The sequence below is a fragment of the Streptomyces boetiae genome (assembly GCF_031845405.1).
Classification (GTDB): domain Bacteria; phylum Actinomycetota; class Actinomycetes; order Streptomycetales; family Streptomycetaceae; genus Streptomyces; species Streptomyces boetiae.
In genome coordinates this window covers 37,496-63,890 of record NZ_JAVREN010000001.1, presented here as the reverse complement: position 1 = coordinate 63,890, position 26,395 = coordinate 37,496, and the positions used below count along the sequence as shown (strand labels likewise).

29 protein-coding genes are annotated in these 26,395 nt (G+C 75.4%); 12 read left to right on the top strand and 17 right to left on the bottom strand.

Features of this window, described 5'->3' with window-relative positions; genetic code table 11:
- Window positions 1-71: 71 nt before the first annotated feature.
- Genes RM780_RS00290 through RM780_RS00280 form a run of 3 tightly spaced genes read left to right on the top strand, consistent with a single transcriptional unit; the run spans window position 72 to window position 2,047 of the window.
- Complete coding sequence (locus RM780_RS00290) at window positions 72-1,145, top strand: hypothetical protein (RefSeq protein ID WP_311628319.1); 1,074 nt, start codon at window positions 72-74, stop codon at window positions 1,143-1,145.
- A 55-nt stretch (window positions 1,146-1,200) separates the two neighbouring features.
- Window positions 1,201-1,497: a hypothetical protein gene (locus RM780_RS00285; protein WP_311628318.1), complete on the top strand. Its 297-nt coding sequence runs from the start codon at window positions 1,201-1,203 to the stop codon at window positions 1,495-1,497.
- 10 nt (window positions 1,498-1,507) lie between these two features.
- On the top strand, window positions 1,508-2,047 hold the full coding sequence (locus tag RM780_RS00280) for a hypothetical protein (protein ID WP_311628317.1): 540 nt from the start codon (window positions 1,508-1,510) through the stop codon (window positions 2,045-2,047).
- Between the two features lie 29 nt (window positions 2,048-2,076).
- Here RM780_RS00280 and RM780_RS00275 read toward each other — a convergent pair whose 3' ends face one another.
- Complete coding sequence (locus tag RM780_RS00275; RefSeq protein WP_311628316.1) at window positions 2,077-2,637, bottom strand: TetR/AcrR family transcriptional regulator; 561 nt, start codon at window positions 2,635-2,637, stop codon at window positions 2,077-2,079.
- Window positions 2,638-2,954: 317 nt separating this feature from the next.
- Between RM780_RS00275 and RM780_RS00270 the strand changes: the two genes are divergently transcribed.
- Window positions 2,955-3,632: a TetR/AcrR family transcriptional regulator gene (locus RM780_RS00270; protein ID WP_311628315.1), complete on the top strand. Its 678-nt coding sequence runs from the start codon at window positions 2,955-2,957 to the stop codon at window positions 3,630-3,632.
- 10 nt (window positions 3,633-3,642) lie between these two features.
- On the opposite strand, the gene RM780_RS00265 is transcribed toward RM780_RS00270, so the two are convergent.
- Together RM780_RS00265 and RM780_RS00260 are read right to left on the bottom strand one after the other, a co-directional pair.
- Window positions 3,643-4,884: a lipase family protein gene (locus tag RM780_RS00265; protein WP_311628314.1), complete on the bottom strand. Its 1,242-nt coding sequence runs from the start codon at window positions 4,882-4,884 to the stop codon at window positions 3,643-3,645.
- Window positions 4,885-5,065: 181 nt separating this feature from the next.
- Window positions 5,066-5,896, bottom strand: coding sequence for a TetR/AcrR family transcriptional regulator (locus tag RM780_RS00260; protein ID WP_311628313.1), 831 nt, complete (start codon window positions 5,894-5,896; stop codon window positions 5,066-5,068).
- 118 nt (window positions 5,897-6,014) lie between these two features.
- On the opposite strand from RM780_RS00260, the gene RM780_RS00255 reads away from it, so the two are divergent.
- Entirely contained in the window at window positions 6,015-7,208 is a 1,194-nt protein-coding gene (locus RM780_RS00255; protein WP_311628496.1) for an ATP-binding cassette domain-containing protein, read from the top strand.
- Window positions 7,205-8,053 carry an ABC transporter permease gene (locus RM780_RS00250; protein ID WP_394812847.1) on the top strand — a complete coding sequence of 283 codons (849 nt, stop codon included), beginning with the start codon at window positions 7,205-7,207 and terminating at the stop codon, window positions 8,051-8,053. Before RM780_RS00255 ends, RM780_RS00250 begins: the two co-directional genes overlap by 4 nt.
- 102 nt (window positions 8,054-8,155) lie before the next feature.
- Here RM780_RS00250 and serC read toward each other — a convergent pair whose 3' ends face one another.
- From serC to RM780_RS00215, 7 genes are all read right to left on the bottom strand, one after another.
- Entirely contained in the window at window positions 8,156-9,274 is a 1,119-nt protein-coding gene (serC, locus tag RM780_RS00245; protein WP_311628312.1) for a phosphoserine transaminase, read from the bottom strand.
- Between the two features lie 104 nt (window positions 9,275-9,378).
- On the bottom strand, window positions 9,379-10,704 hold the full coding sequence (locus RM780_RS00240; RefSeq protein ID WP_311628311.1) for a cytochrome P450 family protein: 1,326 nt from the start codon (window positions 10,702-10,704) through the stop codon (window positions 9,379-9,381).
- Window positions 10,701-12,053 carry a cytochrome P450 family protein gene (locus RM780_RS00235; RefSeq protein ID WP_394812852.1) on the bottom strand — a complete coding sequence of 451 codons (1,353 nt, stop codon included), beginning with the start codon at window positions 12,051-12,053 and terminating at the stop codon, window positions 10,701-10,703. The genes RM780_RS00240 and RM780_RS00235 overlap by 4 nt, the downstream gene beginning before the upstream one ends.
- 23 nt (window positions 12,054-12,076) lie before the next feature.
- Window positions 12,077-12,739: a GTP-binding protein gene (locus RM780_RS00230; protein WP_311628310.1), complete on the bottom strand. Its 663-nt coding sequence runs from the start codon at window positions 12,737-12,739 to the stop codon at window positions 12,077-12,079.
- A complete protein-coding gene (locus RM780_RS00225; protein WP_311628309.1) occupies window positions 12,720-13,079 on the bottom strand; it encodes a DUF742 domain-containing protein in 360 nt (119 codons plus the stop codon). Before RM780_RS00225 ends, RM780_RS00230 begins: the two co-directional genes overlap by 20 nt.
- Window positions 13,076-13,498: a roadblock/LC7 domain-containing protein gene (locus RM780_RS00220; RefSeq protein WP_311628308.1), complete on the bottom strand. Its 423-nt coding sequence runs from the start codon at window positions 13,496-13,498 to the stop codon at window positions 13,076-13,078. The genes RM780_RS00225 and RM780_RS00220 overlap by 4 nt, the downstream gene beginning before the upstream one ends.
- Window positions 13,495-16,245, bottom strand: coding sequence for an ATP-binding protein (locus RM780_RS00215; RefSeq protein WP_311628307.1), 2,751 nt, complete (start codon window positions 16,243-16,245; stop codon window positions 13,495-13,497). The genes RM780_RS00220 and RM780_RS00215 overlap by 4 nt, the downstream gene beginning before the upstream one ends.
- Before the next feature lie 339 nt (window positions 16,246-16,584).
- On the opposite strand from RM780_RS00215, the gene RM780_RS00210 reads away from it, so the two are divergent.
- Window positions 16,585-19,404 carry an FAD-binding and (Fe-S)-binding domain-containing protein gene (locus tag RM780_RS00210; RefSeq protein ID WP_311628306.1) on the top strand — a complete coding sequence of 940 codons (2,820 nt, stop codon included), beginning with the start codon at window positions 16,585-16,587 and terminating at the stop codon, window positions 19,402-19,404.
- Between the two features lie 73 nt (window positions 19,405-19,477).
- Window positions 19,478-20,176, top strand: coding sequence for a 2OG-Fe(II) oxygenase (locus RM780_RS00205; protein ID WP_311628305.1), 699 nt, complete (start codon window positions 19,478-19,480; stop codon window positions 20,174-20,176).
- A gap of 41 nt (window positions 20,177-20,217) precedes the next feature.
- Here the strand turns inward: RM780_RS00205 and RM780_RS00200 are convergent, their stop codons facing one another.
- The 3 genes from RM780_RS00200 to RM780_RS00190 form a co-directional block, all read right to left on the bottom strand.
- On the bottom strand, window positions 20,218-20,625 hold the full coding sequence (locus tag RM780_RS00200; RefSeq protein WP_311628304.1) for a PPOX class F420-dependent oxidoreductase: 408 nt from the start codon (window positions 20,623-20,625) through the stop codon (window positions 20,218-20,220).
- 88 nt (window positions 20,626-20,713) lie between these two features.
- A complete protein-coding gene (locus RM780_RS00195; RefSeq protein WP_311628493.1) occupies window positions 20,714-21,499 on the bottom strand; it encodes a phytanoyl-CoA dioxygenase family protein in 786 nt (261 codons plus the stop codon).
- A gap of 35 nt (window positions 21,500-21,534) precedes the next feature.
- Window positions 21,535-21,747: a hypothetical protein gene (locus RM780_RS00190; RefSeq protein WP_311628303.1), complete on the bottom strand. Its 213-nt coding sequence runs from the start codon at window positions 21,745-21,747 to the stop codon at window positions 21,535-21,537.
- Between the two features lie 140 nt (window positions 21,748-21,887).
- Here RM780_RS00190 and RM780_RS00185 point away from each other — a divergent pair, with 140 nt between their 5' ends.
- Both RM780_RS00185 and RM780_RS00180 read left to right on the top strand, forming a co-directional pair.
- On the top strand, window positions 21,888-22,586 hold the full coding sequence (locus RM780_RS00185; protein WP_311628302.1) for a DUF5753 domain-containing protein: 699 nt from the start codon (window positions 21,888-21,890) through the stop codon (window positions 22,584-22,586).
- A gap of 10 nt (window positions 22,587-22,596) precedes the next feature.
- Complete coding sequence (locus tag RM780_RS00180) at window positions 22,597-22,794, top strand: DUF397 domain-containing protein (RefSeq protein ID WP_311628301.1); 198 nt, start codon at window positions 22,597-22,599, stop codon at window positions 22,792-22,794.
- Window positions 22,795-23,001: 207 nt separating this feature from the next.
- On the opposite strand, the gene RM780_RS00175 is transcribed toward RM780_RS00180, so the two are convergent.
- From RM780_RS00175 to RM780_RS00160, 4 genes are all read right to left on the bottom strand, one after another.
- Complete coding sequence (locus RM780_RS00175) at window positions 23,002-23,352, bottom strand: hypothetical protein (protein WP_311628300.1); 351 nt, start codon at window positions 23,350-23,352, stop codon at window positions 23,002-23,004.
- A gap of 7 nt (window positions 23,353-23,359) precedes the next feature.
- Window positions 23,360-23,644, bottom strand: a complete 285-nt coding sequence (locus tag RM780_RS00170) for a hypothetical protein (protein ID WP_311628299.1) — start codon at window positions 23,642-23,644, stop codon at window positions 23,360-23,362.
- Window positions 23,645-23,684: 40 nt separating this feature from the next.
- A complete protein-coding gene (locus RM780_RS00165) occupies window positions 23,685-24,137 on the bottom strand; it encodes a hypothetical protein (protein WP_311628298.1) in 453 nt (150 codons plus the stop codon).
- 85 nt (window positions 24,138-24,222) lie between these two features.
- Window positions 24,223-24,873, bottom strand: a complete 651-nt coding sequence (locus RM780_RS00160; protein WP_311628297.1) for a TetR/AcrR family transcriptional regulator — start codon at window positions 24,871-24,873, stop codon at window positions 24,223-24,225.
- Window positions 24,874-24,934: 61 nt separating this feature from the next.
- Here RM780_RS00160 and RM780_RS00155 point away from each other — a divergent pair, with 61 nt between their 5' ends.
- Window positions 24,935-25,333 (top strand): DUF6463 family protein, encoded by a 399-nt coding sequence (locus RM780_RS00155; protein WP_311628296.1) that lies wholly within the window; start codon window positions 24,935-24,937, stop codon window positions 25,331-25,333.
- A gap of 84 nt (window positions 25,334-25,417) precedes the next feature.
- Window positions 25,418-26,353, top strand: coding sequence for a hydroxymethylbilane synthase (gene hemC / locus RM780_RS00150; protein WP_311628295.1), 936 nt, complete (start codon window positions 25,418-25,420; stop codon window positions 26,351-26,353).
- The last annotated feature ends 42 nt before the right edge of the window (window positions 26,354-26,395 follow it).

Below are 26,395 nucleotides of genomic sequence, written 5' to 3'. Positions count from 1 at the left end.
GCCGTGCCGCGGGCTCAGGAAGACCATGGCCGTCAGCGGATCGTGACCGGGGCAGTGGCAGGCTTGTCCGCATGCCGTCGCGTTCGTTCCTCTCCGCCGCCGTGGGTGCCGCCGCCGCCCTGTGTCTCGCCGCGCCCGCCGCGGCCGTTTCCCAGGAGCAGGAGGAGGGCGGCGCGCCGGAGGAGTTCACGATCAGCGATCCGCGGATCACGGAGGCCAGCGGCCTGGTCGCGAGCGGGCTGCACCCGGGGGTGTACTGGACGCACAACGACCAGGACGTGGCCCCCAACCTCTACGCCGTGGACAGCGCGACCGGCGAGACCGTGGCCACCGTGACGCTGGCCGGGGTGACCGGCCGCGACATGGAGGCGATATCGCGGGGGCCTGACGGGGCGCTGTACGTCGGGGACATCGGGGACAACGACGGGGTGGAGTGGCCGGAGGTGTGGATCTACCGGCTGCCCGAGCCGGAGGAGCTGGCCGACGCCACGGTGACGCCCGAGGTGTTCACGGTGCGCTACGCCGACGGCCCGCGCGACGCCGAGGCGCTGATGGTCCACCCCGGGACCGGCCGGGTCTGGATCGCCGATAAGCAGGACGACGGCACCGGCGCGCTGTACGCCGGGCCCGAGGAGCTGTCGGCCTCCGGCGTGAACGTCTTCGAGCCGGTCGCGGACATCGACCTCTGGGTCACCGACGGGGCGTTCTCCCCGGACGGCTCCCGGCTGATGCTGCGCGGGTACTTCACCACGCAGATGTACCGGTGGCGCGGGGACGGCGAGGATCCGGAGCCGCTGGCGCAGCGGATCGTGCCGCGCGGGCCGACGCAGGGCGAGGCTGTGGCGTTCTCCCCGGACGGGCGGACGCTGCTCTTCGGCGGCGAGGGGGCGGGCAGCGAGGTCGAGCCGGCGCCGCTGACGGGGCAGACGCGGCCCGATTCGGTGGCCGCCGAGGACGAGGCGGCGGAGGAGACGCCGCCGGGGCGGGAGGACGGCCGGGAGGGCCGGGACCGCGCGGAGGCCGGGAGCGGCGACGGGGGCGGGGACGGGGAGGGCGGCGTCTCGGTCACCGTCACCACCGCTGTGATACTTGCCGCTGTCGTGGTACTCGGGGCCCGTTCCCTGCGGCGGCGCCGGTCCTCGTGACATGCTTCGGGCAACGCGCTACGCCGCCCCGCCCGTTACCGCCCCGAGGTGACCCATGACGTACGCCCGCCGTCTGGCCACCGGCGCCCTGGCGCTGCCGCTCGTGCTGCTGCCCGCGGCCGTGGCGCGCGCAGACTCGCTGCCCGGGCCATCGCTCCCGGCCTCCCACCACGCGGAGTTCCGCGTAGGGGCCCCCGAAGTGCCGGAGGCGAGCCCCGAGTTCGCGCCCGCGCCCCGCCCCGAGCTGGCGGACACGGGCCTGCCGGCGGCGCTCCCGGCGTTCGCCCTGCTGGCGGCGCTCGCCCTGCTCGCGGGCGCCTGCGTCACGGTCGCCACCCGGCGCCGCGGCTGACGGGCGGCCGGTGGACACCGCGGTCTGGGTCGCCGCCCTCACCGGGGCCACCGCCATCCTGGCGAGCTGGGTCACCAACCGGGGCAACGCCCGGGCCGCGCGCATCCAGGCGAACGCGGCGGCCGACACCCAGCGGCGCTCGGAGCAGCGCGACAGCCGCCGCACCGCCTACCTGGACCTGATCGAACGGGTGCATGAGATGGCCGAGTTCTACTGGGTCGTCTCGGACACGCTGAAGCTTCAGGACCCGGGGGAGCGGCGCGCGGCGCGCAAGGAGCTGCTGATCCGCGAACGCCAGGAGTACGCGCGCTTCCGGCGCTGCGTGCGGCTGATCGACCTGGAGGGCCCGCCGCAGGCCGCGGAGGCGGCGCGCGAACTGCGGGAGCACGCGCGGTCGTTCTGGGTGGCGCTGCGGGCCCTGGCCGACGACGCGGTCACGGGCGAGGAACTGGCCGCCGCGGAGCGGGAGTTCCAGGAGTGCTACGGGCCGTACTGGGAGGCGTTCGAGCGGTTCATCCAGGTGGCGCGCGAGGTGCTGCGCACCACCTGAGCCGCAACGACCCTCCCTGCGCGGGACGTTCAGGTTGCCAGCCCGTCGCGCAGGACCGCCATCACCCGGGCCGTGCGTTCGGGCGGGGCGCACTCCGCGAGCCAGCCCACGGCCTTGGCGGCGGTGAGCAGGTCCTCGGCGTCCACGTCCGCGCGGACCGCGCCCGCCTCCTGCGCGCGGGCCAGCAGCCGGCCGAGCGAGGCGGCCATCGCGGCGGAGGCGGCGTGCACCTCGGAGTCGGCGTTCTCCATGGCGTTCAGCACCGTGCCGGGGACTGCGCACCAGGCGCTGGAGCGCAGCGAGAAGCGCTCCAGCCAGTCGGACAGGGCGCGGGCGGGGTCCGGCGCGTCCAGCGCGGCCTCGGCCTCGGCGCGCAGCGCGTCCAGGCCCTCCTGGAGGGCGGCCTCCAGCAGCGCCTCCCGGCTGGGGAAGTGCCGGTAGAGGGTGCCGATGCCCACCCCGGCGCGCCGGGCCACCTCGCGCAGGGACACGTCGGTGCCCTGCTCGGCGATGACGCGCCGCGCGACGTCCAGCAGCGTCTGGCGGTTGCGCCGCGCGTCGGCGCGCAGCTCCGTGCCCGCGTCCGGCATGTGCGGTCCTCCCGGTGTCGGTCCTTCTCGATGCGTGCCCCGGGCCCCTGCCCCGCCGGGCCCCGATCAATCGGAGCAGTGCTCCGTAGGGTGGTGCCCCGCAGGGTCCGGAGCGGCGCTCCGGTTCCGCGCCCTTCTCTCCCCACCCGCGCCGCGTGCTGACGGTGACCGCGCTGGGCTCGTTCCGACGACTCGGCCCGCAGATGAGACCACGCCGGACCCCGGCCCGTCCCCCGCCCGCGATTCCCGGCCGCGGGCCAAGGTCCGCGGACCGCTCTCCCCGGCCGGCGGGAGAGACGGGTGGTAGAACTGAGCCCATGCCCACCGGACCGACGCCGGCCGCGGGCCCACGCGGGCGCGGCCGGCCGCGCAACCTCCCGGCCGAGGAGTTCCGCGTCCGGGTCCTGGCGGCGGCGCGCCGGGCGTTCGCCGTCCACGGCATGCAGGCGAGCGTGGAGGGCATCGCCCGCGACGCCGGGGTGTCACGGCGGTCGGTCTACGAGCAGTTCGGCGATAAGCGGGCGTTGTTCGGCCACGTGCTGGAGGACCTGCGCGAGCGGGCGGACCGGGCGATCGGCGAAGCCTTCGCCGACGACCGGGAGATGGAGCTCACCGACTGGGTCCGCAACGGCTATCGCTGGCTGTTCAGGTTCCTCGCGGAGAACCCTGAGGCCCGGGCGATCGGGGAGCTGGCGGAGGAGCTGGGCCACCCGGTCTCCGAGTACCTCCGCGGGCGCTACGCCGAGGCGGTCGGCGCGGCCAGCCGCCGGCGCTGGGCCGAGGCGGGCATCGACATCGGCCGGGTCGACGTCCTCCTCATGGCCCTGTACTCCGCCATGACCGACGCGGCGGTCAAGCTGAAGTGGCCCGGCGCCAGGCCGGAGGACGAGGATGTGATCAACCTCCTCACCGAGTTCACCGCGGGCGGCCTGATCCGGCTGGCCGTCGAGGCACCCGACGCCCTCGCCAGGCTCCGGCCCGGCGCCGCCGGGTGAACGGGGCCGGTCAGCAGGTGCTGCGGGGCGTGCGGCCGGCGAACCGGTCCGCGAGCCAGGCGCCCGAGTGCTCGGCGGCGTCCCCGGTCGCCGCGACGTGGGAGAGCACGAAGGGGAAGGTGTGCAGCGTCCGGAACTCGACGGTGCTGCCCCGCGCGCACCAGTCCCGGGCCAGCCGCGTGCCGAGCCGGTAGGGGACCAGGTCGTCGGTGAGGGGGTGCTCGATGAGGACCGGAGCGTCCGGCGTGAGGGTGCCGATGCGCTGTTCGTCGGCGAGCCTGCGGAACGGCCCCGCGGTGAGGTGGTCGGCGAGGGGGCGGCCGTCGGCGGTGATCGACGAGGTGCGCAGGAAGGGGTAGCGGAAGCCGATCTCCATCGTGCACAGGCCGCGGACGCTGTCGAGGATGCCCCGGCCGCGGTCGTTGAGCAGGCTGCCGTCCACGTCCAGTTCCGGATAGGCGGCGTTGGCGCCGAGGAGGGCGAGGGAGAGGATGCCGCCGGCGTAGCCGCCGTCGGTCTTCCGGGCCACCTCGGTGATGTCCGTGGGCGCGGCGCCGACGTACACGCCGCGCAGGTCCAGTTCGGGGGCGTAGTCGGGGGCCAGCTCCGCGGCTGCGGCGGAGGCGCCGCCGCTCTGTGAATAGCCGGTGATGCCCACCGGGCCGTCGTCCGCCAGGCCGGCCCCGGGCAGGCGCTGGGCCGCGCGGAGGACGTCCAGCATGGCGCGGGCCTGGGGGAGCCGGGCCATGAAGGTGGGGTCGCCCGGGGTGCCGCTGCCCTGGAAGTCGGTCTGCGCGACGGCGAAGCCGCGCTCTAGGAGGGGGTTGACGAAGACGCCGCGCTGGATGGCCAGGGCGTCGGAGCGGCCCTCGCCGGCCATGGTGCGGGAGAGCGCGCACTCGTCGCCGGCGCCGACGGTGGCGGAGCCGTAGGCGACGATGGGCCGCGGTCCCGGCCCTGGCCACGGCTCGTCCGGGACCAGGACGGTGCCGGTCACGGGGACGGGGGCGCCGTCGATGTCCCGGGAGAGGTACATGACGCGGGTGGCCTGGGCGCCGCCGTCCACGTAGGAGACGGGCTCGGACCGGATCACATCGCCGTCCCGCCCGGCCGGGAGGGGCGCGGGCGGCTGGTAGAAGTCCCCGGCCGCGCCGGCCGCCGGACCGGCGACGGCCACGGCCACCACCGCCCCCGCCGCGACGCAGACCGAGGCCAGGGTGGCGGCCAGGCCGCGCCGTATCACTCCGGACATCCGCACACTCCTTGCTCAGCCGCCGACGAGAGCCGAGAGCGGAGGGGGCCGGACGGGGGTGCGCCGGCGATATTTCCCTCCATGGTGAGCGAAAAGACTGGCCCCCGCCTCCCGGGCTGTCAACGCCCCCGTGCCACGGCCCGGTTCTTTGCTCACCCGGCGGAACTCCGCCCCGCCGCGTTCATCCGCGGGCGCGCACGCCCGCCCCCGCTTCGGGCCCGGACGCCTGGCGTTCGGCCGCCGCGTTCCCGAGGAAGGTCTCGATGCCGTCCAGGATGCGGGTCAGGCCGAAGCGGAGCATGTCCTCCTCGGCCACCGAGAAGGCGTCCTCCGTGAGGGAGAAGACGTGCGGGTAGGCGCCGGAGGCCATCGCGGACTCCATCAGGGGAACCTGAGCGGCCCAGAAGTCCTCGTCGCTGATGCCGGTCTCCTCCGCGGCCAGGCGGCTGAGGACGTGCTGGCGCGCGATCCCCGTGATGAACGAGTCAAGCGTCATGATCACGCTGATCCGCTCCCGGCTGCCCAGGCCCAGGCCGTCCAGGGCGCCGAGCGCGAAGTCCAGGCCGAGGAGGGTGTTGGGGCCCAGCAGCGGGCGGGACTGGTTGACCTGGAGGAGCCAGGGGTGGGCGCGGTAGAGGCGGTAGGTCGTCTCGCCGATCAGCTGGAGCACGGCCCGCCAGTCCTTCCCGGCCCGCCCCTCGCGTTGTTCCCGGGCGGCGCGGACCTCGGCCGGGGGCCCCGAGACGTGGTCCACCATCAGGTCGAGCAGCTCGCCCTTGCCGGGGACGTACCGGTAGAGCGACATCGTGCCCACGCCCAGCTCGGCCGCGACCCGGCGCATCGACAGGGCCGCCAGGCCCTCCCGGTCGGCCAGGTGAACGGCCGCGCCGACGATCCCCTCCAGCGTGAGCGCCGGCTTCGGGCCCCGGCCCGACCGCTCGGGGCCCCGCCACATCAGCTCCAGGCTGCGGCCGATGTCGCTGCGGTGGCGGCCGGCGGGCGGGTTCGTCATGCCGGGGTCCCTCCGTCTCGTTCCAGGTCCCGGGGTGAGCAGGGGAACACTTTTACTGGGTACGCCGTACGCTAAGGTGAGTACATCGTACTCGGTTGCTGGGGAGGCGGCGGACGACATGGCGGAGTACTCGGTGATCACCGAGGGCCTGCGCAAGCGCTTCGGCGACACGGCGGCCCTCGACGGCCTCGACCTCGCCGTGCCGCGCGGCACGGTCTGCGGCGTGCTCGGGCCGAACGGCGCGGGCAAGAGCACCTCGGTCCGCATCCTGTCCACCCTCCTGCGCGCCGACCGGGGCCGCGCCGAGGTGGCCGGCTGCGACGTGCGCACCCAGCCCCGCGCGGTGCGCCGGCGGATCGGCCTGGCCGGGCAGCACCCGGCCGTGGACGAGATCCTGACCGCCCGCCAGAACCTCTGCCTCTTCGGGCGGCTCTTCCACCTCGACCACGCGACGGCCCGGCGGCGGGCGGACGAGCTGCTGGCCCGCTTCAGCCTCACCGCTGCGGCGGACAAGCAGGTCAAGGGCTTCAGCGGCGGCATGCGGCGGCGGCTCGACCTGGCCGCCGCGATGATCCTGGCCCCCGAGGTGCTCTTCCTCGACGAGCCGACCACCGGCCTGGACCCGCGCGCCCGCGCGGAGGTCTGGGAGGTGGTGCGCGGGCTCACCGACCAGGGCACGACCGTGCTCCTCACCACCCACTACCTGGACGAGGCCGACCGCCTCTCCGACCGGATCGTCGTCATCGACCAGGGCCGCAAGATCACCGAGGACACCCCGGCCGGGCTCAAGCGCGCGGTCGGCGGCGACCGCGTGGAGGTCGTTCTGCACGAGCCGGCCCACCTGCCGGCCACCGTCGCGGCCGTGGGGGCGGTGGCGCGCGGGGTCGCCCCGGTGGTGGACGAGGAGGCGCTGCGCGTGCACGCGCCGGTCAGCGACGGCGTGAGCGCGCTCACCGAGGTCGCGCGCCGCCTCCAGGAAGCCGGCGCGAGCGTCGCGGACATCGGCCTGCGCCGGCCCACCATGGACGAGGTCTTCCTGCGGCTGACCGGCCGGGCCGTGCCCAAGCCCCCGCCCGTCGACCCGCGCGGCCGGCACCGCAAGGTCTCCCCGCGCCGGGCCGCCCGCGAGCAGGCGGCCCGCGAGAAGGCGGAGCGCGAGTGGGCCGAGCGGCAGCGGATCGAGGGCGAGTGGGTGGCCGCGCGCGAGGACTCGGGCGCGGGCCCCGCCCCGGGCGCGGCCCCGGCGGCTCCCGCCGCGACCCGCGCCGCCCATGAAGCCGACCGACACGGAAACGGGGTGAGCGCCGCATGAGTGCGCCGCCGATGCCCGCCTTCACGCCCCCCGGCGCCGCCCCCCGGGACGAGGAGCGGCGGCTGTACTGGGCGGTGATGGATAGCTGGACCATCGCCCGGGCCGAGCTGACCCACCTGGCCAAGCAGCCCGCCATGATCGCCTGGGGCCTGGGCTTCCCCATCGTGTCGGTCCTGCTGTTCGTGTACGTCTTCGGCAGCGCGATGAACGTCGGCCCCGGCATGGACTACGAGGACTACGCCATGCCCGGCATGTTCGCCATGACCATGGCGTTCGGCTTCATGAACACGGCCGTGGCCGTCGTCGTCCAGAAGGACCGCGGGGTCACCGACCGGTTCCGCTCGATGCCGATGGCCCCCTCGGCAGTCGTCGCCGGGCGCGGCGCCGCCGACCTGCTGATGGCCGCCGTGGACCTGACGGTGATGGCGCTGCTCGCCCTCCTCGTCGGCTGGCGCTCGGACGGCGGCCTGCCCGCGGCGCTGGGCGCGTTCCTCCTGCTGATCCTGCTGCGCTTCTCCCTGACCTGGGTCGGGGTCTACCTCGGCCTGCTGGTCCCCAACCAGGAGGCGGCCGGCAGCCTCTTCGCCGTCGCCTTCCCCTTCGGGATGATCTCCTCCGTCTTCACCCCGCCCGAGCTGATGCCCGACTGGCTGGGCACCATCGCCACCTGGAACCCCGTCTCGGCCACGGCCAACGCCGTCCGCGACCTCTTCGGCAACCCCATCCCCACCGGCGGGAGCTGGGTGGAGGAGCACGCCCTTCTGATGGCCGTGGTCTGGCCCGTCATCATCACGGCGATCTTCCTGCCCCTGGCCGTGCGCCGCTACCAGGACCTGGGGCGCTGAGCCGGGCCCCGGAGCCAGGCGGCGCGAACGCGACGGCGCCCCGGACGCCCGTGGGGGAACGGGAGCCGGGGCGCCGCCGTCAGCCGTGCGCGCCCAGGGCGGCTACAGGCGTTCCGCCACGTAGTCCACGCAGCGGGTCAAAGCCTCCACGTCCTCCGGGTCGATCGCCGGGAACATCGCGATGCGGAGCTGGTTGCGGCCGAGCTTGCGGTAGGGCTCGGTGTCCACGATGCCGTTGGCGCGCAGGACCTTGGCGATGGCCGCCGCGTCCACGCTCTCGGCGAAGTCGATCGTGCCCACGACCTGGGAACGCTGCGCCGGGTCGGTCACGAACGGCGTGGCGAACTCCGACTTCTCCGCCCAGCCGTAGAGCCGCGAGGCGGAGTCCGCCGTCCGCGCGGTGGCCCACGCGAGCCCGCCCTGGCCGTTGATCCACTCCAACTGGTCGGCCAGCAGGAAGAGGGTGGTCAGCGCCGGGGTGTTGTAGGTCTGGTTCTTGCGGGAGTTGTCGATCGCGGTCGGCAGCGAGAAGAACTCCGGGATGTGGCGGCCCGAGGCCGCGATCCGGTCGGCCCGCTCCAGCGCCGCGGGGGAGAAGACCCCCAGCCACAGGCCGCCGTCGGCCGCGAAGGACTTCTGCGGCGCGAAGTAGTAGACGTCCGTCTCCGCGATGTCCACGGTCAGGCCGCCCGCCCCCGAGGTGGCGTCCACCAGCACCAGCGCCCCGGCGTCCGCGCCCGGCACCCGCTGCACCGGAGCCGCCACGCCGGTGGACGTCTCGTTGTGCGTCAGGCCGTACGCGTCCACGCCGCGCTCGGCGCGCGGCTGCGGGTGCGTGCCGGCGTTCGCCGTGACGACCGTCGGCTCGTCCAGCCACGGCGCCAGGCTGGCCGCCTTGGCGAACTTCGAGGAGAACTCCCCGAACGACAGGTGCTGCGACTTCGCCTCGATCAGCCCGTGCGTCGCGATGTCCCAGAACGCGGTGGTGCCGCCGTTGCCGAGCACCACCTCGTAGCCCTCGGGCAGCGAGAACAGCGCGCTCACGCCGTCCCGCACGCGGCCGACCAGGTTCTTGACCGGGGCCTGGCGGTGGGAGGTGCCGAGCAGCGAGGAACCGGTCGCGGCGAGGGCGCCCAGCGCCTCCGTCCGCACCTTGGAGGGGCCCGACCCGAACCGGCCGTCGGCGGGCTTGATGTCAGCGGGAATCTGGATATCGGCCACGAGGCGGAGCGTAGCCCCTCGGACGCCGGACCCGCACCTCAGGTCCGGCGTCCGACTGTCCGCGGGGCGGGCGTACGACTATCCGCCCGGTCACCGGCCGGCCCTCAGGCGGCCCCGCGCAGCAGGACCGGCAGTTCCGCCAGGTCGTTCTGGGTGACGATCGGCAGGTTGCGTATCTCCTCGTCCGGCACCGCCAGCGCCAGCCCGGGGAAACGCCCGAAGAGCGCCGGCAGCGCGATCCGCGCCTCCAGGCGGGCCAGGGCCGCGCCGGGGCAGATGTGCGGGCCGTGCCCGAAGCTCAGGTGCCGGATCGGGCCCGGCCGGGTCACGTCGAAGCGGTCGGCCGTGGGCCCGTGCTGCTCCTCGTCCCAGCCGATCGCGTGGTACGAGATCACCAGGCCCTCGCCGGCCGCGATCACCGCGTCCCCGACCTCGACGTCCTCCGTGGCGAACCGCATCAGCAGGTGCACCGAGGGCGTGTTCCAGCGCAGCGTCTCCTCGATCACCGCCTCCCAGGGGACCTCGCCTGCCAGGACCAGCGCGAGCTGGTCCGGGTTGTTCAGCAACGCCCGCACCGCGTGCGTGATCAGGCTGATCGTCGTCTCGTGCCCGGCCGCGACCATCGCCTTGAGGTTGCCCGTGACCTCCTCGTCGGTCAGCGGCTCCCCGCCGTCCTCCGCCACCAGCAGCGCCGTCGTCAGGTCCGCCGCCTCGGCCGCGGGGTCCGCCCCGCCCAGCGCGGCCTTCTTCTCCGCCACCATCGCGGAGAAGAACGCGTCCAGCTCGTCGATCACCGCCAGCCGCTCCTCCTGCGGGGTCAGCATCGAGAAGAACGCCTTGTACAGCCGGTGCAGCCGCGGGTGCTCGCCCGGGTCCACGCCCATCAGGTGGCTGACCACCGCCATCGGCAGCGGCAGCGCGAACACCGCCTTCAGGTCCACCGGCCCGCCCCCGGCCTCCTCCCCCCGCGCGGCCAGCTCCTCAAGCAGACGGCCGGTGATCTCCTCGATCACCGGCCGCAGTTCCTCCACCCGCCGCGCCGTCACGGCCTGGGCCGTCTTGGCCCGCAGCCGCCGGTGCTCCGCCCCGTCCACCGTGAACATCGAACGCCCGGCGTCGATCATCCCTATCAGGGGCCACTGCCGCGTCACCACGCCCTCGCGCCACAGGCGCCAGACCCCGATGTCCTTCACCAGCCTCGGGTCCGTCAGCAGCCGCCTCGCCTCGGCGTGCCTCGTGACCGTCCACGCGGGAACGCCCCCCGGCAGCTCGATCCGGGCCAGCGGGCCCGTCTCGCGCAGCCGTCTGGTCTCCCCGTGCAGGTCCCGCACCAGCGGGTCGAGCACCAGGTCCGGGGCGGGGGGCGCGTGGGTCGTTGCGGTGGTCGTTGCGGTGGTCGTTCCCGTGGCTCCGGTGACGGGGCAGGTCATCTTGGGCCTCCATCGGGTCTGAGGGTTCCGGTGGTGGGGGTCGGGGTGAAGCGGACGGGCAGCGCCGTCATCCCGCGCAGGAACGGGGACGGGCGCCGGCGCAGCGTTTCGGGCGGCACCGCGAGGTCGATGTCGGGCAGGCGGTCGAGCAGCACCTCAAGGCCGGTGCGGGCGATGGTCTCGGAGATCTCCTGGGCCGGGAAGGGGCAGCGGAACTCCCCGTGCGAGAAGGCGAAATGGGCGCTGTTCCCGTGCAGATGGCGGCCCCCCGCGCTGCCGAGGCCGCCGCCCGCGCCGTACCCGCCGCCGTAGGAGCTGCCGCCGTAGGACGCGGCGCCGTACCCGCCGTACGCCGCGTACCCCCCGGGCGCCGCCTGGCCGGGCTCGTGGACCTGCGGGTCGCCGTGCGCGCCCTGGAGGCCCAGCAGCAGCAGGTCCCCGGCGCGCAGCCGGCGCCCGGCGAGGTAGGTGTCGCGGGAGGTCCAGCGCCCGGCGAGGATCTGGGTGGGGGTGTCCTCCCACAGCACCTCGTTCATGGCGTGGCCCACGCTGTGCCGGCCGCCGGTGAGCGAGGCGGCGAACCGGCCGTCGGTGAGCATCAGGCGCAGCGAGTTCCCGATCCAGTCGGCGGTCGGGAGGTGGCCGGCGGCCGTGATCGCCTGGAGGTCGAGCAGGTACTCCTCGTCCGTGAAATCCGCCCCGCCCACCGCCAGCATCCGCGAGGCGATGTCGGCGCCGGGCGCGGCCCGCTTGGCGGCGACCAGCCGCGTCATCGCGGCCGTCAGGTACTGGTGGCCGGCCAGCGCGTCCCGCCCGCCGTCCGCGAGGGCGTTCATCGCGTCGGCCAGGTCCGGGCCCTCGGCGTCGGGGAAGCCGACGACCCGGGCCAGCACCAGGATGGGCAGCCGCCGGGCGTAGGCCCCGATCAGCTCGGCCTCACCAAGGCCGCAGAACGCGTCGATCAGCGCGTCCGCCACGTACTCGGCGTGCCGGCGCAGCTCGGAGGCGTCCACGCCTTCGAGGGCGGGGACGACCATGTCCACGTGCCGCTTGTGCTCCGCGCCGACCGTGTAATAGATCGACGGCTGGCGGCGGTTGATCATGGGCAGCAGCGGCCAGTCCTCGGGGATGTTCGGCCACTGGTTCCACAGGCCCATGTCCCGCGTGAAGAGGGTGGTGTCGCCCGTGACCTGGTGCAGCTCGCGGTAGCCGATCACCAGCCAGGCCGGGATGTCCCCCGGCAGCAGCACCGGCACCACGGCCCCGTGCCGCTGCCGCATCTCCCGGTACAGCTCGGCGGGGTCGGTGTGGAAGCGCGGTCCGCTGAGGGGAACCGGCCCGTCCGGCAGGCCGGTTGGACGGGGCTTGGCGGTCACGGCGTGATCTCCCGGGCGGCGTTGGGGACGTGGTCGGCGTTGGGGGCGTCGTCGGCGGCGCGGTCCGCCGCGAGGGTCTGGAGGTAGCGGACCAGCGCGATCAGCACGTCCTTGCTGGACTGCCGGGAGCGGGCGTCGCACTCCACCAGCGGGATGCCGTCGGCCAGGTCCAGGGCCTCGCGGACCTCCTGCGCGGTGTACGACGGCCCGCCGAAGTCGTTGCGCGCCACGATGAACGGCGTGCCGTGCTGCTCCAGCCGGTCGATGGCGTACCAGGAGTCCGCCAGCCGCCGGGTGTCCACGAGGACCACCGCGCCCAGCGTTCCGGTGAAGAGCCGGTCCCACAGAAACCAGAAACGTTCCTGTCCCGGCGCCCCGAACAGGTACAGCACGGTCCGCTCGTTGAGGCTGATCCGTCCGAAGTCGAAGGCCACGGTGGTGGAACGCTTGGCCCCGACGCCGGTCGTGTCGTCCACGTCCTGGCCGGCCCGGGTCATGACCTCCTCGGTGTGCAGCGGCCGGATGTCGCTGACCGAGCCGACGAGGGTGGTCTTCCCGACGCCGAAGCCGCCGACGATCACGATCTTCAGGCCGTTCTCGGCCGTCCGTCCCAGCGAGGTGCCCAGGATGGGAGGGTCATCAGAGATTGCGGAGTCCAACGAGCACCTGCTCCAGGATGTTGGTGTCGGGGGGACCGGACCGGCCGGAGGCCGCCGTGCGCGGGTGGCGCGCGGTGATCCGGCCCATGGCCAGCAGGTCGGACAGCAGGATGCGCACGATCGTCACCGGCAGCCGCAGGTGCGCGGCGACCTCCACGACGGCCGTGGGTCGCCGGCACAGGTCCAGGATCAGCGCGTGCTCCGACTGCATGCCCGGCGCGGGCTCGCACTCGCTCACCACCAGGGTGACCAGGTCAAAGGCGTCCGAATCCGCCCGGCTGCGGCCCCCGGTGAGGGTGTACAGCCGGTCGGGGGCGTCGTCCCGGCCGAAGCGGGTCATGCCGGGCCGTCGCCTTCGCCGAGCCGCGGCCCCACGCTCATGTGCTCGCCGAGCTGCTCCACCAGCTCGTTCATGTTGTGCCCGACCAGGCCGGCGTCGGCCTCGGCCCCGGCGACCACGGCCAGGTGGGCGCCCTCGCCGGCCTCCACGATGAACAGGATGCCGCCGTAGAACTCCGTCATCGACTGCCGCACCCCGCCGGTGCCGTCGCCGAACTCGATGGACGCGCCGTGCGCCAGGCTCTGGATCCCGGCCGCGATGGCGGCGAGCTGGTCCGCCTGGTCCTTGCCGATCCCGGGGGAACGGCTCAGCCGCAGGCCGTCCCGCGAGAGCACCAGGGCGTGCCGGGCGCCGGGGGTGCGGTCGATCAGGCGCTCCAGCAGCCAGTCGAGCGAGACCCCCGTGGTGGGTGCGGTCATGGTGTGTCGTCCTCCGGGAGGGAAGGAGCCGGGGTGGACTCGGGCCGGGTGTCCTGGTCGCCCCGCACCGCGCGGCGGAACGCGCCGAGGCGGGCCGCCGACTCGGCCGGCGAGGACGCCGCCGCCGCGGGGCGCGGCTGCGGCTGGGGCGGCACGCCGTGCGGATGCCCGCCGGCCGCGAGGGTACGGCCACGCCGCCGCTTGGGCAGGCCGCTGTCGCTGTACTCCACGTACCCGTCCGACTCCCCGAACCGGCCCCGGCCCCCGTGCTCGTGCCCCGCGCGCGCCGGGCCGTCGCCCTCGGCGCTCGCCTGCTCGGGGGCAACGCCCGCGGCTGCGGCCGGGCCGGTGGCGGCGGGCGCGCCGGTTCCGGCGCTTGCCGGCCCTCCGGACGGGGCACCGGGGCCCGGGGCTGTGTGCGCTGCACTGCCGGCACCCGTCCGGCCGGTGTCGACGGCCGGGCCTCCGGCCGTCGCGCCCGGGACGGGGATCGCGCGCGCCGCGCGGGCGGGGTCGGCGCTCCCGGCACCTGCCCGGTCGGGGGTAACGGCCGGGGTTGCCGTGCCGGTACCGGCGGCGCGCGCCTCGGCGTTGGCGCCCTGACGTGCGGGGTCGGCGGGCGTTGCGCCGGTCCCGGCGCTTGCCCGGTCGGGGTCAACGTCCGGGGTTGCCGTGCCGTGGACGGCGTGGCCGCCGCCGGGGGTGCGGACACCGGCGCCGGTACCGGCGGTTGGGGCCGCGGTGCGCGCTTCGACGCCCGCCGGCGGGTCGGGGGCCACCCGGCCCCCGATGCTCATGCCACGGGCGGGGCCGGCGCCCTCGCCTGGGCGCTGGAGTCCGGTCCCCGGGGGGGAGTCGATCGCATCGCCGCGGGAGACGATCCCGTCGACGGCGGACCTCCCCCCGCCGCTCACCGCGTCGCCCAGACCGGCCCGGGTGCCGGCCGCGCGCGTACCCGCAGGAAAGTCGGCGTCCGCGGTCCGGCCGAGGCCGACCCGGGTCCCGGCCGCGCCCGTCCCGGGCGCGCCGGGAGCGGGGTGCGATCCGGCGCTGCGGCTGCCGGTGCCGGGCCCGTCCGCTCCGATTCCGCCCGCGCCGGCTGGGCCAGTGCCCGCCGGGGAGTCGGCGTCCGCGGCCCCGCCGACGGCGGGCCGGGGCCCGGGCGCGCCGGAGGCCGAGAGGCCGGACGGGAACTCCCCGCCGGGGGTGGCGTCCGCGCGCTCCCGCGCACCGGCCGTGCCGGAGGCCGAGAGGCCGGACGGGAACTCCCCGCCGGGGGTGGCGTCCGCGCGCTCCCGCGCACCGGCCGTGCCGGAGGCGGTGAGGCCGGACCGGGCGCCCGTGTCCGGGGTCGCCTCCGCGCCGTCACGGTCGCCGCTGCGCCAGCCGTCCGTTCCGATTCCGTCCGCGCCGGACCTGCCCACGGCGGTGAAGGGGTCCGCGACCCCGTCGCCGGGCCGGCCGCCGCCGCTCGCGCCGCCCCTGCGCGGCAGCGCGGGCGCGGAGGAGCCGTCGTCCGTCCGGGCAGCAGCCTGCGGGGGCACCCGCGACGCGTCGGCGGGCCGGGGCGCCCGGATCGCCCCGTCCACCGCCGAGGCCGCGGCCTCGGGTGACGGCCCGCCCAGGGCATTGCTCAAAGCACTCGCCGCCGGCGCCGGGACGACAGGGCGCGCCCCGGCCCCCGGCCGCGACAGCAGCTCCTGCGGGATCATCATCAGCGCGCCCGTGCCGCCGCGCGCGGAGGGGCGGAAGGAGACCTTCAGGCCGTGCTTGCGGGCCAGCGCGCCGACGACGGCCAGGCCCAGGCGCGTGCCGGAGAGGCGCGAGAGGTCCATCGGCCCCTCGGGAGAGACGGCGGCCTCCGCGCGCCGCAGCGCGACCTCGCTCATCACCAGGCCACTGTCCTCCACCGTCAGCACCACGCCCGCCGGCACCTCCTCGGCGTAGACGTGCACCTCGGCGGTGGGGGGAGAGAAGTTCGCGGCGTTGTCCAGGAGTTCGGCGAGCGCGTGCATCACGCCCTCCGCCGCGTGCCCGGCGACCGCGACGTTGACGGCGGCGTGCAGCCGGATGCGCTGGTACCCGCCGATGCGGCCCATCGCGCCGCGCAGCACGGACTCCATCGGGATCGGCTTGGCCCAGCGGCGCCCCGAGCGCGCCCCGGTGAGCACGGCCACGCTGTCCGCCAGGCGCCCGGCCTGCGCGGTGCGGTGGTCCAGGTGCAGGAGGTCGCCCAGGACCTCCTCGTCGCTGTGCCGGTGCTCCATCTCCCGCAGGTCCGCGAGCATGCTGGTCGCCAGCGCCTGCATCCGCCCGGCCGCGTTCGCCGCCGAGGCCAGCGTCGCGGCCTTGGCGCCCTCGCCGCGCGCCACCTCCGCGGCCAGTGTCCGCAGCACGCTGCGCGCCGCCTCGTCGCGCGGCTGCGGCAGGCCCGCCAGCGCCGTGTCCGCCGCCGCGCCCTCGCGCAGCCGCGCCACGACGGCGGGCACGGTCGCGTCGGCCAGCTCGGTCCACTCCCGCCGCGCTTCCCGGAGGGAACGCCCCAGCGCGCGCCCGCGCGCCAGGGCCCACACGGCGGTGGTGACGGCGGCGGTCAGCAGCAGGGCCGCGGCGCCCGCGCCCCAGGTCACCTCCTGCCGGAACGACTCGGGGGCGGCCAGGACCGCCCCCAGACACGCCGCCGCGGTGACTGTGACGCCGGTGGCCAGAGCGAGCAGCGTCGGCCGCAGGGGGGAACGCTCCGTCATGAGTCGAAGACCTCGCGGACGGGAGGGGGCGATGGTGAGAGCGGACGGGAACCACTCAATTACGCAACACTATAGGAGGGTTCGGCGAGGCGTGGGGAAACTCTGTGATAGAGACGCGTGTTGCTCATGTGCTGACGGAACTCGCCGGGCCCCGACGCGCACATGAGGGCGCGAACGCGTGCCCGCGCACAAAGCCGCCCGCGCGCCCCCGCCACCCTCCGGCCCGCACTTCGCGTTCACCGCGCCCGCCGCGGGCGTTCACCCAGTGGCCCCGCCTGTCCGGGACCGCGCGCCGCACGCATACGCGCGGCCCCCGCCCCGGAGTGACAGGCTGTCCGCATGGCACGACACGCACCGAACGAACCGCTGATCCGCGAGCTGCGCGCCGCGGTGGCCGGCGAGGTCGCGGGCGACGCCGCCAGCCGCGCCCTGGTCACCATGGACGCCTCCAACCACCGCCGCGTGCCGCTCGCCGTCGTCGCCCCGCGCGACGCGGAGGACGTGGCCGCGGCCCTGGCCGTCGCCCGCGCGCACGGCGCCCCGGTCCTCGCGCGCGGCGCCGGCACCAGCATCGCCGGGCAGGCCACCGGCACCGGCGTCGTCCTGGACTTCACCCGCCACATGCACCGCGTCCTGTCCGTGGACCCCGAGGCGCGCACCGCCACCGTCCAGCCCGGCGCGATCTGCGACCGGCTGCGCGAGGCCGCCGCCCCGCACGGGCTGACGTTCGGCCCCGACCCCTCCACGCACGCCCGCTGCACCCTCGGCGGCATGATCGGCAACAACTCCTGCGGCGCCCACTCCGTCGCCTGGGGCACCACCGCCGACAGCGTCCACGCGCTGTCCGTCCTCACCTACCGCGGCGAGACCGCCCGCCTGGCCAGGGGAGTTGCGAACGGCGCCACCCAGGTCCCGCCCGCGCTGCGCCGCGGCGTCGAGGAACTGGTCGCGGCCCGGCTCGCCCTGCTGCGCACCGGCTACCCCGACCTGCCGCGCCGCATCTCCGGCTACGCGCTGGACGAGCTGCTGCCGGAGAAGGGCCGCGACTGGGCGCGGGCGTTCACCGGCAGCGAGGGAACGCTGGGCGTGCTGACCGAGGCCACCGTGCGGCTGGTCCGTCCCCCCGCGGCGCGGGCCCTGGCCGTTCTGGCCTACGCGGACGAGTCGGCCGCCGCCGACGCCGCGGCCGGGCTGCTGCCCCACGGGCCGCTGACCGTCGAGGGCATGGCCGCCGACCTCCTGGCGGGCGCGGGTCACGAGCTGCTTCCTCCGGGCGGGGCCTGGCTGTTCGCGGAGGCGGGCGGGGAGACGGATGCCGCCGCGCGCGCCGCCGCCGAGGCCCTGGGGCGTGCCGGGAACGCCCGCGCGCACGCCGTCGTGACCGCGCCGGAGGCCCAACGCGCCCTGTGGCGGCTGCGGGAGGACGCCGCAGGCCTGTCCACCCGCATGCCCGACGGCGGCGAGGCGTGGCCCGGCTGGGAGGACTGCGCGGTGCCCCCGGCCCGACTCGGGGCGTACTTGCGGGAATTCAGGGGGCTGCTGCGCGACCACGGGCTGCGCGGCACGCCGTACGGGCACTTCGGGGACGGCTGCATCCACATCCGCATCGACTTCGACCTGCTCAGCGCCGAAGGCGTCGCCCGCTACCGGGCGTTCGCGGAGGAGCTGGCGGGCCTGGTCGCCGCGCACGGCGGCTCGCTCTCCGGCGAGCACGGCGACGGCATGGCCCGCGCCGAGCTGCTGCCGCGCCTGTACGGGGACGAACTCGTCGCGGCCTTTACCGAGTTCAAGGACCTGTGGGACCCGGACGGCGGCCTCAACCCCGGCGTCCTGGCGCGGCCCGCGCCGCTGGACTCCCACCTGCGCTTCGACGGGCTGCCGCGACGGCCGCTGCCCATGGCGTTCGCCTACCCGGAGGACGGGGGCGACTTCTCGGCCGCCGTGCGGCGCTGCGTCGGCGTGGCCAAGTGCCGTGACACGCAGCCGCGTTCGCCCGCCGACTCCTCGGTGATGTGCCCCTCCTACCGGGTCACCGGGGAGGAACGCCACTCCACGCGCGGCCGGGCCAGGCTGCTGCACGAGATGCTGACCGGCGAAGTGATCACCGGCGGCTGGCGCTCGGAGGAGGTGCACGAGGCCCTGGACCTGTGCCTGTCCTGCAAGGGCTGCCACAGCGACTGCCCGGTCGGGGTCGACATGGCCACGTACAAGGCGGAGTTCCTGCACCACCACTACGCCGGACGCCTGCGCCCGGCCGCCCACTACGCCCTGGGCCGCCTGCCGCGCTGGCTGGCCCTGACCGCGGCGCTGCGCCTGGCCCCGGCCGCCAACGCCGCCGCCGGCGTTCCCCCGCTCGCCGCCCTCGCCAAGCGCCTGGCCGGGGTCGCGCCACAGCGCCCGATCCCGCCGCTGGCCCGCGAGCCCTTCAGCCGCTGGTGGTCCCGTCAGTCCCCGGTTGGCCCTCCCGCCGTCCTCCTCTTCCCGGACACCTTCACCAACTACCTCTCCCCGTCCGCCGGTTCGGCCGCCGTCCGCGTCCTGACCGCCGCTGGCCTTCCCCCGGCGCTCCCTCAGCGCCCGGTCTGCTGCGGCCTCACCTACATCACCACCGGCCAACTCGACCAGGCCCGCGCGGTGTTGCGCCGTACCCTCGACCGGCTCCCCCTCGCGGGCGACCTCCCGGTCACCGTCCTCGAACCCCCCTGCGCCGCCGCCCTGCGCACCGACCTCCCCGCCCTCCTCCCCGACGACCCGCGCGCCGCCCAACTGGCCTCCCGCGTCCTGACGTTCGCCGAAGCCCTCGAACGCCACGCCCCCGCCTGGGACCCGCCCCGCCTGAACCGCCCCGTCGCCGGCCAGACCCACTGCCACCAGCACGCCGTCCTCGGCGACACCCCCGACCGCCGCCTGCGCGAACGAGCAGGCCTCCACGGCCCGTTGTCCGGCGGCTGCTGCGGCCTCGCCGGCAACTTCGGCTTCGAACGCGCCCACTGGGACGTCTCCGTCGCCTGCGCCGAAGACACCCTCCTCCCCTCCGTCCGCGCCGCCACCCCCGACACCCTCCTCCTCGCCGACGGCTACTCCTGCCGCACCCAACTCACCCACCTCGGCGGCCACCGCTCCTACCACCTGGCGGAAGCCCTGGCCTCGGGGCTGTAGACGCGCTCCCCGGGGGAACGCCCTGTCCGGAAACCGCCAGCCCGGGGCGTTCCGGCGGGGCAGCATCGGCCGTATGCACCCTGCGCCCCCTACCGCCGACCTGGCCGCCGCCCTCGACGCGACGGGCTGCGCGCTGACCGAACCCCTCCTCACCGCCGAGGAGTGCCGGGAGCTGGCCGCGCTGTACGACGACGCCGAGGGCGGCCGTTTCCGGGCCACCGTGGACATGGCGCGGCACCGGTTCGGCTCCGGCGCCTACCGGTACTTCGCCCACCCGCTGCCGCCCGCCGTCGCCGCGCTGCGGGCCTCGATGTACGCGCGCCTGCTGCCCGTGGCCCGGGACTGGGCCGCCCGCCTGGGCCGCCCCGCGCCCTGGCCGGACACGCTGGAGGAGTGGCTGGAGCTGTGCCACGCCGCCGGGCAGACCCGCCCCACCGCCATCCTGCTGCGCTACGGCCCCGGCGACTGGAACGCCCTGCACCGCGACCTGTACGGGGACCTGGTCTTCCCGCTCCAGGTCGTCATCGGCCTCGACGAGCCGGAAACGGACTACACGGGCGGCGCGTTCCTGCTGGTCGAGCAGCGCCCCCGCGCCCAGTCCCGCGGCACCGCCGTCACCCTCCCGCGCGGCCACGGCCTGGCGTTCACCACCCGCGACCGCCCCGTCCCCTCCACCCGCGGCTGGTCCGCGGCCCCCGTCCGCCACGGCGTCAGCACCCTCACCTCCGGCCACCGCCACACCCTCGGCCTGGTCCTCCACGACGCGGCCTGAGCCGGCCGGCTCCGCCCCGCGGGCGCCCGCGGCAGGCGTCCTCACACCGAGAAGGAGATCACCCGCTCCGGCCGCACCCGCACGATCAGGCGGCGCTCCTCGGGGCTCTCGTTCGGCGGGTCCTGACCCAGGTACTTGTGGGACAGGCGGCGCGGCAGCTCCTTGTCCGGGTCCTCGATCAGCTCGGCCCGGCCGCGGATCTCGACCGAGCGGTAGGGGTTGTCGAGCGCGAAGACGGTGAGGCTTACGCGCGGGTCGGCCGCGAGGTTGCGCGCCTTGCGGCGGTGCGCCGTGGTCGAGAAGACCACCGCGTCCTCCTCGCGGTCGATCCACACCACCGAGGTCTGCGGCGCGCCGCCGGGCAGCAGCGTCGCGACCGTGGCGAAGTTCTTCCCGTCGAGGATCGCGCGGGTGCTCTCGTCGAAGTCCTGGAAGGGGGTCGCGCTCACGGCCGTTCTCCTCGCCTCGCGCCGGTGTCGGCATCGTGCCGGGTCAACGCCCCGCGCCGCGCGCCCCATTCCCGTTCAGCATTCCCGTTCACCGCCCCGCGTCCCCCGCCAGCCCCCGCAGCACCGCGCGCTCCACCGGCGAGAACGCCCCGTCCTGCCGCTCCAGATCCAGCGGCGCCACGGGCTCCAGCGGCGGCTGCGCCAGGAAGCGGGGCTCCCGGCCCCGGTGCGGCTGCGCGGCGTGGATCAGGAAGGGGTGGCACAGGAACACGTCCCCGGCCTCTCCGATCGCGAGCGCGGTCTCCCGGTCCGGCGCGTCCAGCCGCCCCGCCTTCTCCAACTCCCCGCACAGCTCGAAGAATTCGCGCCCCGCCTCTCCGGCCGGCGCCAGGAACGGCGGGACGTCCAGGTGCGAGCCCACCTTGATCCGCGTCGGCGCGTCGTCCGGCCCGACGTCGGAGAAGAGGAAGAGCATCAGCAACGCCCGCCCGCGTGAGCGGAGGTTGATCCGCCAGCTCCCGTCCTCGCCCGCGAAGCTCGCGTCCAGGTGCCAGCCCGCGTCCCCGGGGTCATCGGGGTGCGGGAAGCGGATCGGGAACGTCCCCATGCCGCGCCGCGGCACCCACCGCCCCGCCCCGACCAGCCGGTCGAACGCCTCACGCAACGCCGGAGCGTCGGCCGCCCGCTGGAACGGCTCGGCCGCCGACCCCCCGATCCGCACAACGGGCTGCGTCCACCCCGCCGGGTCCTGCGGCGAGAGCCCCATCAACTCCCAGAGCGCGTCCCGGCATTCCTCCGCCACCTCACGCGGGAACGCCCCCGGCAGCCGCACGAACCCCTCCGCGACAAACCGCTCCACATCATCGTCCTTCAGCACCCACCCACCCTCCCGGCCCGCCGCCGAACCCCTCAACCGCTTTTCCCGCGCCCCCGGCGCGGGTCCACCTTCCGCGAGGCCCACAGCGCGGTGGCGGGCCGCATGGTGAAGGTTTCGCCGCCCCCGAACTCCAGCCGCCGCGCGCCCAGTCCGAGCAGCGTCATGTTCTCCACGGTCAACGCCGGCCCACCCACGAGGATCGTGTCCCCACAGCGGACGGTGCGCGGGTCCACGAGCACGGGCACGCTGACCCTAGCCCCGCCGAGCACCGCGCGGCTGTAGATCAAGTCCCCGCAGTCCGGGCAGCTTTGCCCGTCCGGGCCGTTGCGCAACGGCCCCGGGTGAGCCTGGCCGCATCAGCAACACGGAGTCGGGACGGCTCGGCGTGAGCGGCGAGCGCGTCAGGACGCTCGCAGACGTCTACGCCTGCGCGGATCAGGCGTACGTGGAGGCCCTGGCGGAAATGGCCGACCTCCGGGTCAAAGGGTGGTGGGAGGACTACGCAGGCAAGATCGGCGCCGCCGCCCTGGACCTTGCCGAGCTGGAGCATCACGCGTGTGCCCTCCGCAACTTCGGCGTCGCGCACCTTCCAGGTCTGCTGCAAACCGAGGAGTACGCACGGGCGGTCTTCGGCACCGCGATCCCCGAGCATCTGCCTGCCCAACTTCGGCTCGGCCTGTCGTTCCGGATGCGCCGCCGGGACGTTCTGGACCGCGACGATCCACCCCAGTGCACTTTCCTGGTCCACGAGTTGGCGCTGCGCCTGGACTTCGGCGGGCCAGCCGTGATGCGGCTCCAGTTGAACAGACTGCTGGAGGCATCCGAGCGCCCCGGCATCGAAGTGCGCGCCATTCCCATCGCGGCAGGAGGATTTGCCATGGTCGGGGCATCGTCGATCGAGTACGCGGACGGTCCTGTGCCGCAACTGGACACGGTCGTCTACGACACGGCGACGGGCGCCCACTTCCTCGATGCTCCCGCCGTCCTCGACAAGTACCGGACCGTGCTCCGTAGGATGGAGAGGATCGCGCTCAGCCGAAGCGCCACGCGCGACTTCGTGAGCAACATCGTCAAGCAACTGTGAAGGGTCGGCGGTGACGGACCTACGTTGGCAGAAGTCCTCCTACTCCATGCAGGAGCTGGAGAACAACTGCGTCGAGCTCAGCCGGGACGCCGAACACCTGCTCCTCCGCGAGTCCGACACCCCCGATGTCGTAGCCGTCACCACCCCCACCCGCCTCGCCGCCCTCCTCCGCGCCAGCAAGGCCGGCGCGTTCGACCGGCTCGGCTGACGGGAGCTGCTCCGGTCAGCCGGAGTGCGTGCGGATGGTCGGTTCCGCCCGGGTCGCGCCGTCGATGAGTCCTTCCAGCGCTGGGTCCGGCCACGGCCTGTCGTCGCGGAGATCGCGGCGGCGGCCTTGGGTGATGTCAGCGTAGAGAGCGGGGTGCGGGCCGGCCGGGTCGCCTCGGTAGTCGGTGATGCGGTGGCCGGTCCAGGCTCAGTACAGGGCGGCGCCCAGGGCGAACAGCTCGGCGGCGGGGGTGAGTTCCGCGTGCTGGTCCTCGCCGGTGGCCAGGAGACGTGCGGCAAGTTCCGGGGCGATGACGTGGACGAGGCCGCCCCGGTAGGGGAAGGGCAGCGGCAGACCGGGGTCGTGCTGGGCGAGGTCGTAGTCGATGAACTCGACCCGGCCGGCCGGGCAGGACGAGGGCGTTCTCGGCCTGCATGTCGCCGTGCAGCCAGCCCGCCCGGTGCAACTCCCGCAGCGCGTCGAACGCGGCGCCGGCCGCCGCGCGCATCTGCGGGCGCTGCGCCTCGGGAACGGCGGCCCAGCCGCGGGCGGGGGCAAAGACTTCCTACAGGGAGCGGCCCTCCAGCCAGGGGAGTGCCAGCCACCGGCCGTTGTCCGAGGCGGAGTGGCGGACGCCGGGATGGAGACCCTGGCGGTGCCGCAGTTCGTACGCGGCGGTCTCGTGGCCGAGGTGGCCGCGCGCGCCGGGCAGCGCAGTCTTGATGGTCCATTCCCCGGCCCGCCAGGTGTCGGCGCCTTTGCGGCCGGTGAGGTGCTTGGCCGGGGCGTCGATGCCGAGAGCGTCCAGGGCGGCGCGCACCAGCGCGTGAGCGGGCGGGGTGGGTTCCACGGCCGGGGGCTCCGAAGGGGTCGGCGGGGTGCCGGTCGCTTCAGTCGGCCAGCCCGTCGAGGGTAGCGAGTCCGGTGGCCCGCTGGTACGCGATCAGGCCGGCCCGCAGGCCGGTGAGGCTCCAGCGGGCGCCGTGCCGCACGGCAGCCCGCTGGTACAGCGTGAGGATGTCGGGTCCGGGCAGGGGGCGGGCGGCCTGCCGCAGGACGGCGGGCAGGGTGATGACGTCGATGAGGCCGGTGATGTCCGGGCGCAGCGTCTCTACGTCCAGCAGCGCGAGGCGGCCGTCGGTGCGGCGGCGGAGGTGCTCGGGCTTGAGGTCGAGGTGGCCGACGGGGATGTGGTCGGGGCCGTGGGCGTCCAGGAGCAGGGCGAGGACGGTGGACCAGGCCGCGGGGTCGGGCAGCCATGCCTGTGCCGGGCTGGCGGCGAGGCGCCGTCGTGCAGGCTCAGGCGGTGGGGCGGCGGGCCCTCGGGGAGCAGTCGCGCGCACGCCTCGGCGAGCCGGGCCGCCTCGGCGGGGGTGGCGTACAGGCCCAGGCGGACGCTGAACGGCCGGGCGCCGGGGGCGGGTTGGGTCACGCGGGGCCTCCGGTTCCGGGCGGGGGGGTGAGCAGCGGTTCGAGGAGGGCGAGGAGTTCGGCCCGGCGGGCCGGGTCGGGGGCGCTCTCGGGGACGAGGTCGGGGACGGAGCGGCGGAGCTGGAGGACGCCGAGCAGCAGGGCGTAGAGGGCCACGACGCGGCGGCGGGCCTCGGCGGGCGGCCACCCCATGCGTTCGAGGACCGAGGCGAAGAACGCCATCCGCTCCCGCGTCACGGCGCGCGTCACCCGGGCGACGTCGGGGTCGGCGCAGTGCGCGACGAGGGCCGGTTCGAGCCCGGCGGCCAGCTCGTCGTCCAGCGCCTCGTCCACCAGGAAGCGCGCCTGCCGCACGGGGTCGTCCAACGCGCTCGCGCGGGCGAGCAGTTCGGTGCTGGAGCGGCGGCGCCACTCCTCCAGGGCATCGATGAGCAGGGCGCGGCGGTCGGCGAAGTGCCAGTAGAAGCTGCCCCGGGTGGCGCCCAGTTCCCGGGCGAGCACGTCCACGCGCAGGCCGTCCACTCCGGAGCGGGCCAGGGCGGCGAGGGCGGCGGCGATCCAGTCCTCGCGGCTGAGCCGGGGGCGGGAGCGGGCCGGCGTCCGGGCTCGGGAGTCGGCTCGGGGACGGGGGTGCGCGGGTGGGGCCATGGACCGTACAGTACTGTACGGTCGGAACCATGCAGAACTGTACGGAATGCTGGAGGCACCCATGCCACGTCCGCTGGTCGGGCCGCTGCTGGGCGGGATAGCGGCGCTGCACGTCGCCGCCGTCGCCGTGTTCTACGACGGGGGCGCGGGGGAGATCCTGCGCGCCGGCGTGATCGACGGCGCGCCGGACGCGCCGGAGGAGCCGGACGCCGCGTTCTGGTACCTGTGCGCCGGGCTTCTGCTCGCCGCGCTCGGCGCGCTGGTGTGGCGGGCGGAGCGCGCGCAGGCCCGCGCGGTGCCGGCGTGGCTGGGGTGGTCGCTGATCGGGGTGGGACTGGCGGGGGCGCTGGTGAAACCCGCCTCGCCCTTTCTCGTCTTCGTGCTGGTGGGCGTTCTCGCGCTGCGACGGAGGCCGGCGCGGGCCGCGCGACCAGGCACGCCGCCGGTCGCGGGGCGGTAACCGGCCGCCGGGGGCGGCCCCGTGGCGCGTCCCGGACCCTCCCCGCCCCGGGACGAACGCGGCCCGAAGCTCTAGCATCGCGTCATGGCCACCACCGAGCTGATCCGGATCGTCTCACGCTCCTCACCCATGGCGCTCGCCCAGGTCGAGCGGGTCCGCGCCGAACTCGCCGCGCGCCACCCCGGCATCCGCACCGAGGTCGTTCCCGTCACCACCAGCGGCGACCGGTGGATGGGCGATCTCAGCCGCCTCGGCGGAAAAGGGGCCTTCACCAAGGAGGTTGACGCCGCGCTGCTCGCCGGGGAGGCCGACCTGGCCGTCCACTGCCTCAAGGATGTCCCGGCCGACCGGCCGCTCCCGGCCGGCACCGTGTTCGCCGCCTACCTCGAACGCGACGACATCCGCGACGCGTTGATCGACCCGCGCGGCCGGACGCTGGACGAGCTGCCGCCCGGCACGCGGATCGGCACGTCCTCCGTGCGCCGGATCGCCCAACTCGCCGCCACGCACCCGGACCTGAGATGCGTCCCGATGCGCGGCAACGCCAACCGCCGCCTGGCCAAGCTCGACGCGGGGGAGGCCGACGCCCTGCTGCTGGCCGTCTCCGGCCTCGAACGCATCGGCGAGACCGGCCGCATCAGCGAGATCCTGTCCGTGGAGACGATGTGCCCGCCGGTCGGCGCGGGCGTCCTGGCCCTCCAGTGCCGGGCCGACGACGCGACCACCATCGACACGGTCAGCGCCCTGGGCCACCCGGCGACGTGGCGCGAGGCGACAGCCGAGCGGATGTTCCTCCACGTCCTGCAGGGCCACTGCAACTCCCCGATCGCGGGCTACGCGCGTGCGGAGCGGGACGGCCGCCTCTCGCTGCGCGGCCGGGTCTTCTCGCCCGACGGCAAGCAGGTGCTCGACGTCCACGAGTGGGCGGGCCCCCTCAGCCCCGAGGACCTGGGCGCCTCCGCGGCCCTGACCCTCAAGCGCCAGGGGGCGCAGGAGCTGATCGCGTCCATCCCGCACTGAGGCCGCCGCCACGGCCCCGCGGGCGGGCGGGCCCCGGCGGCC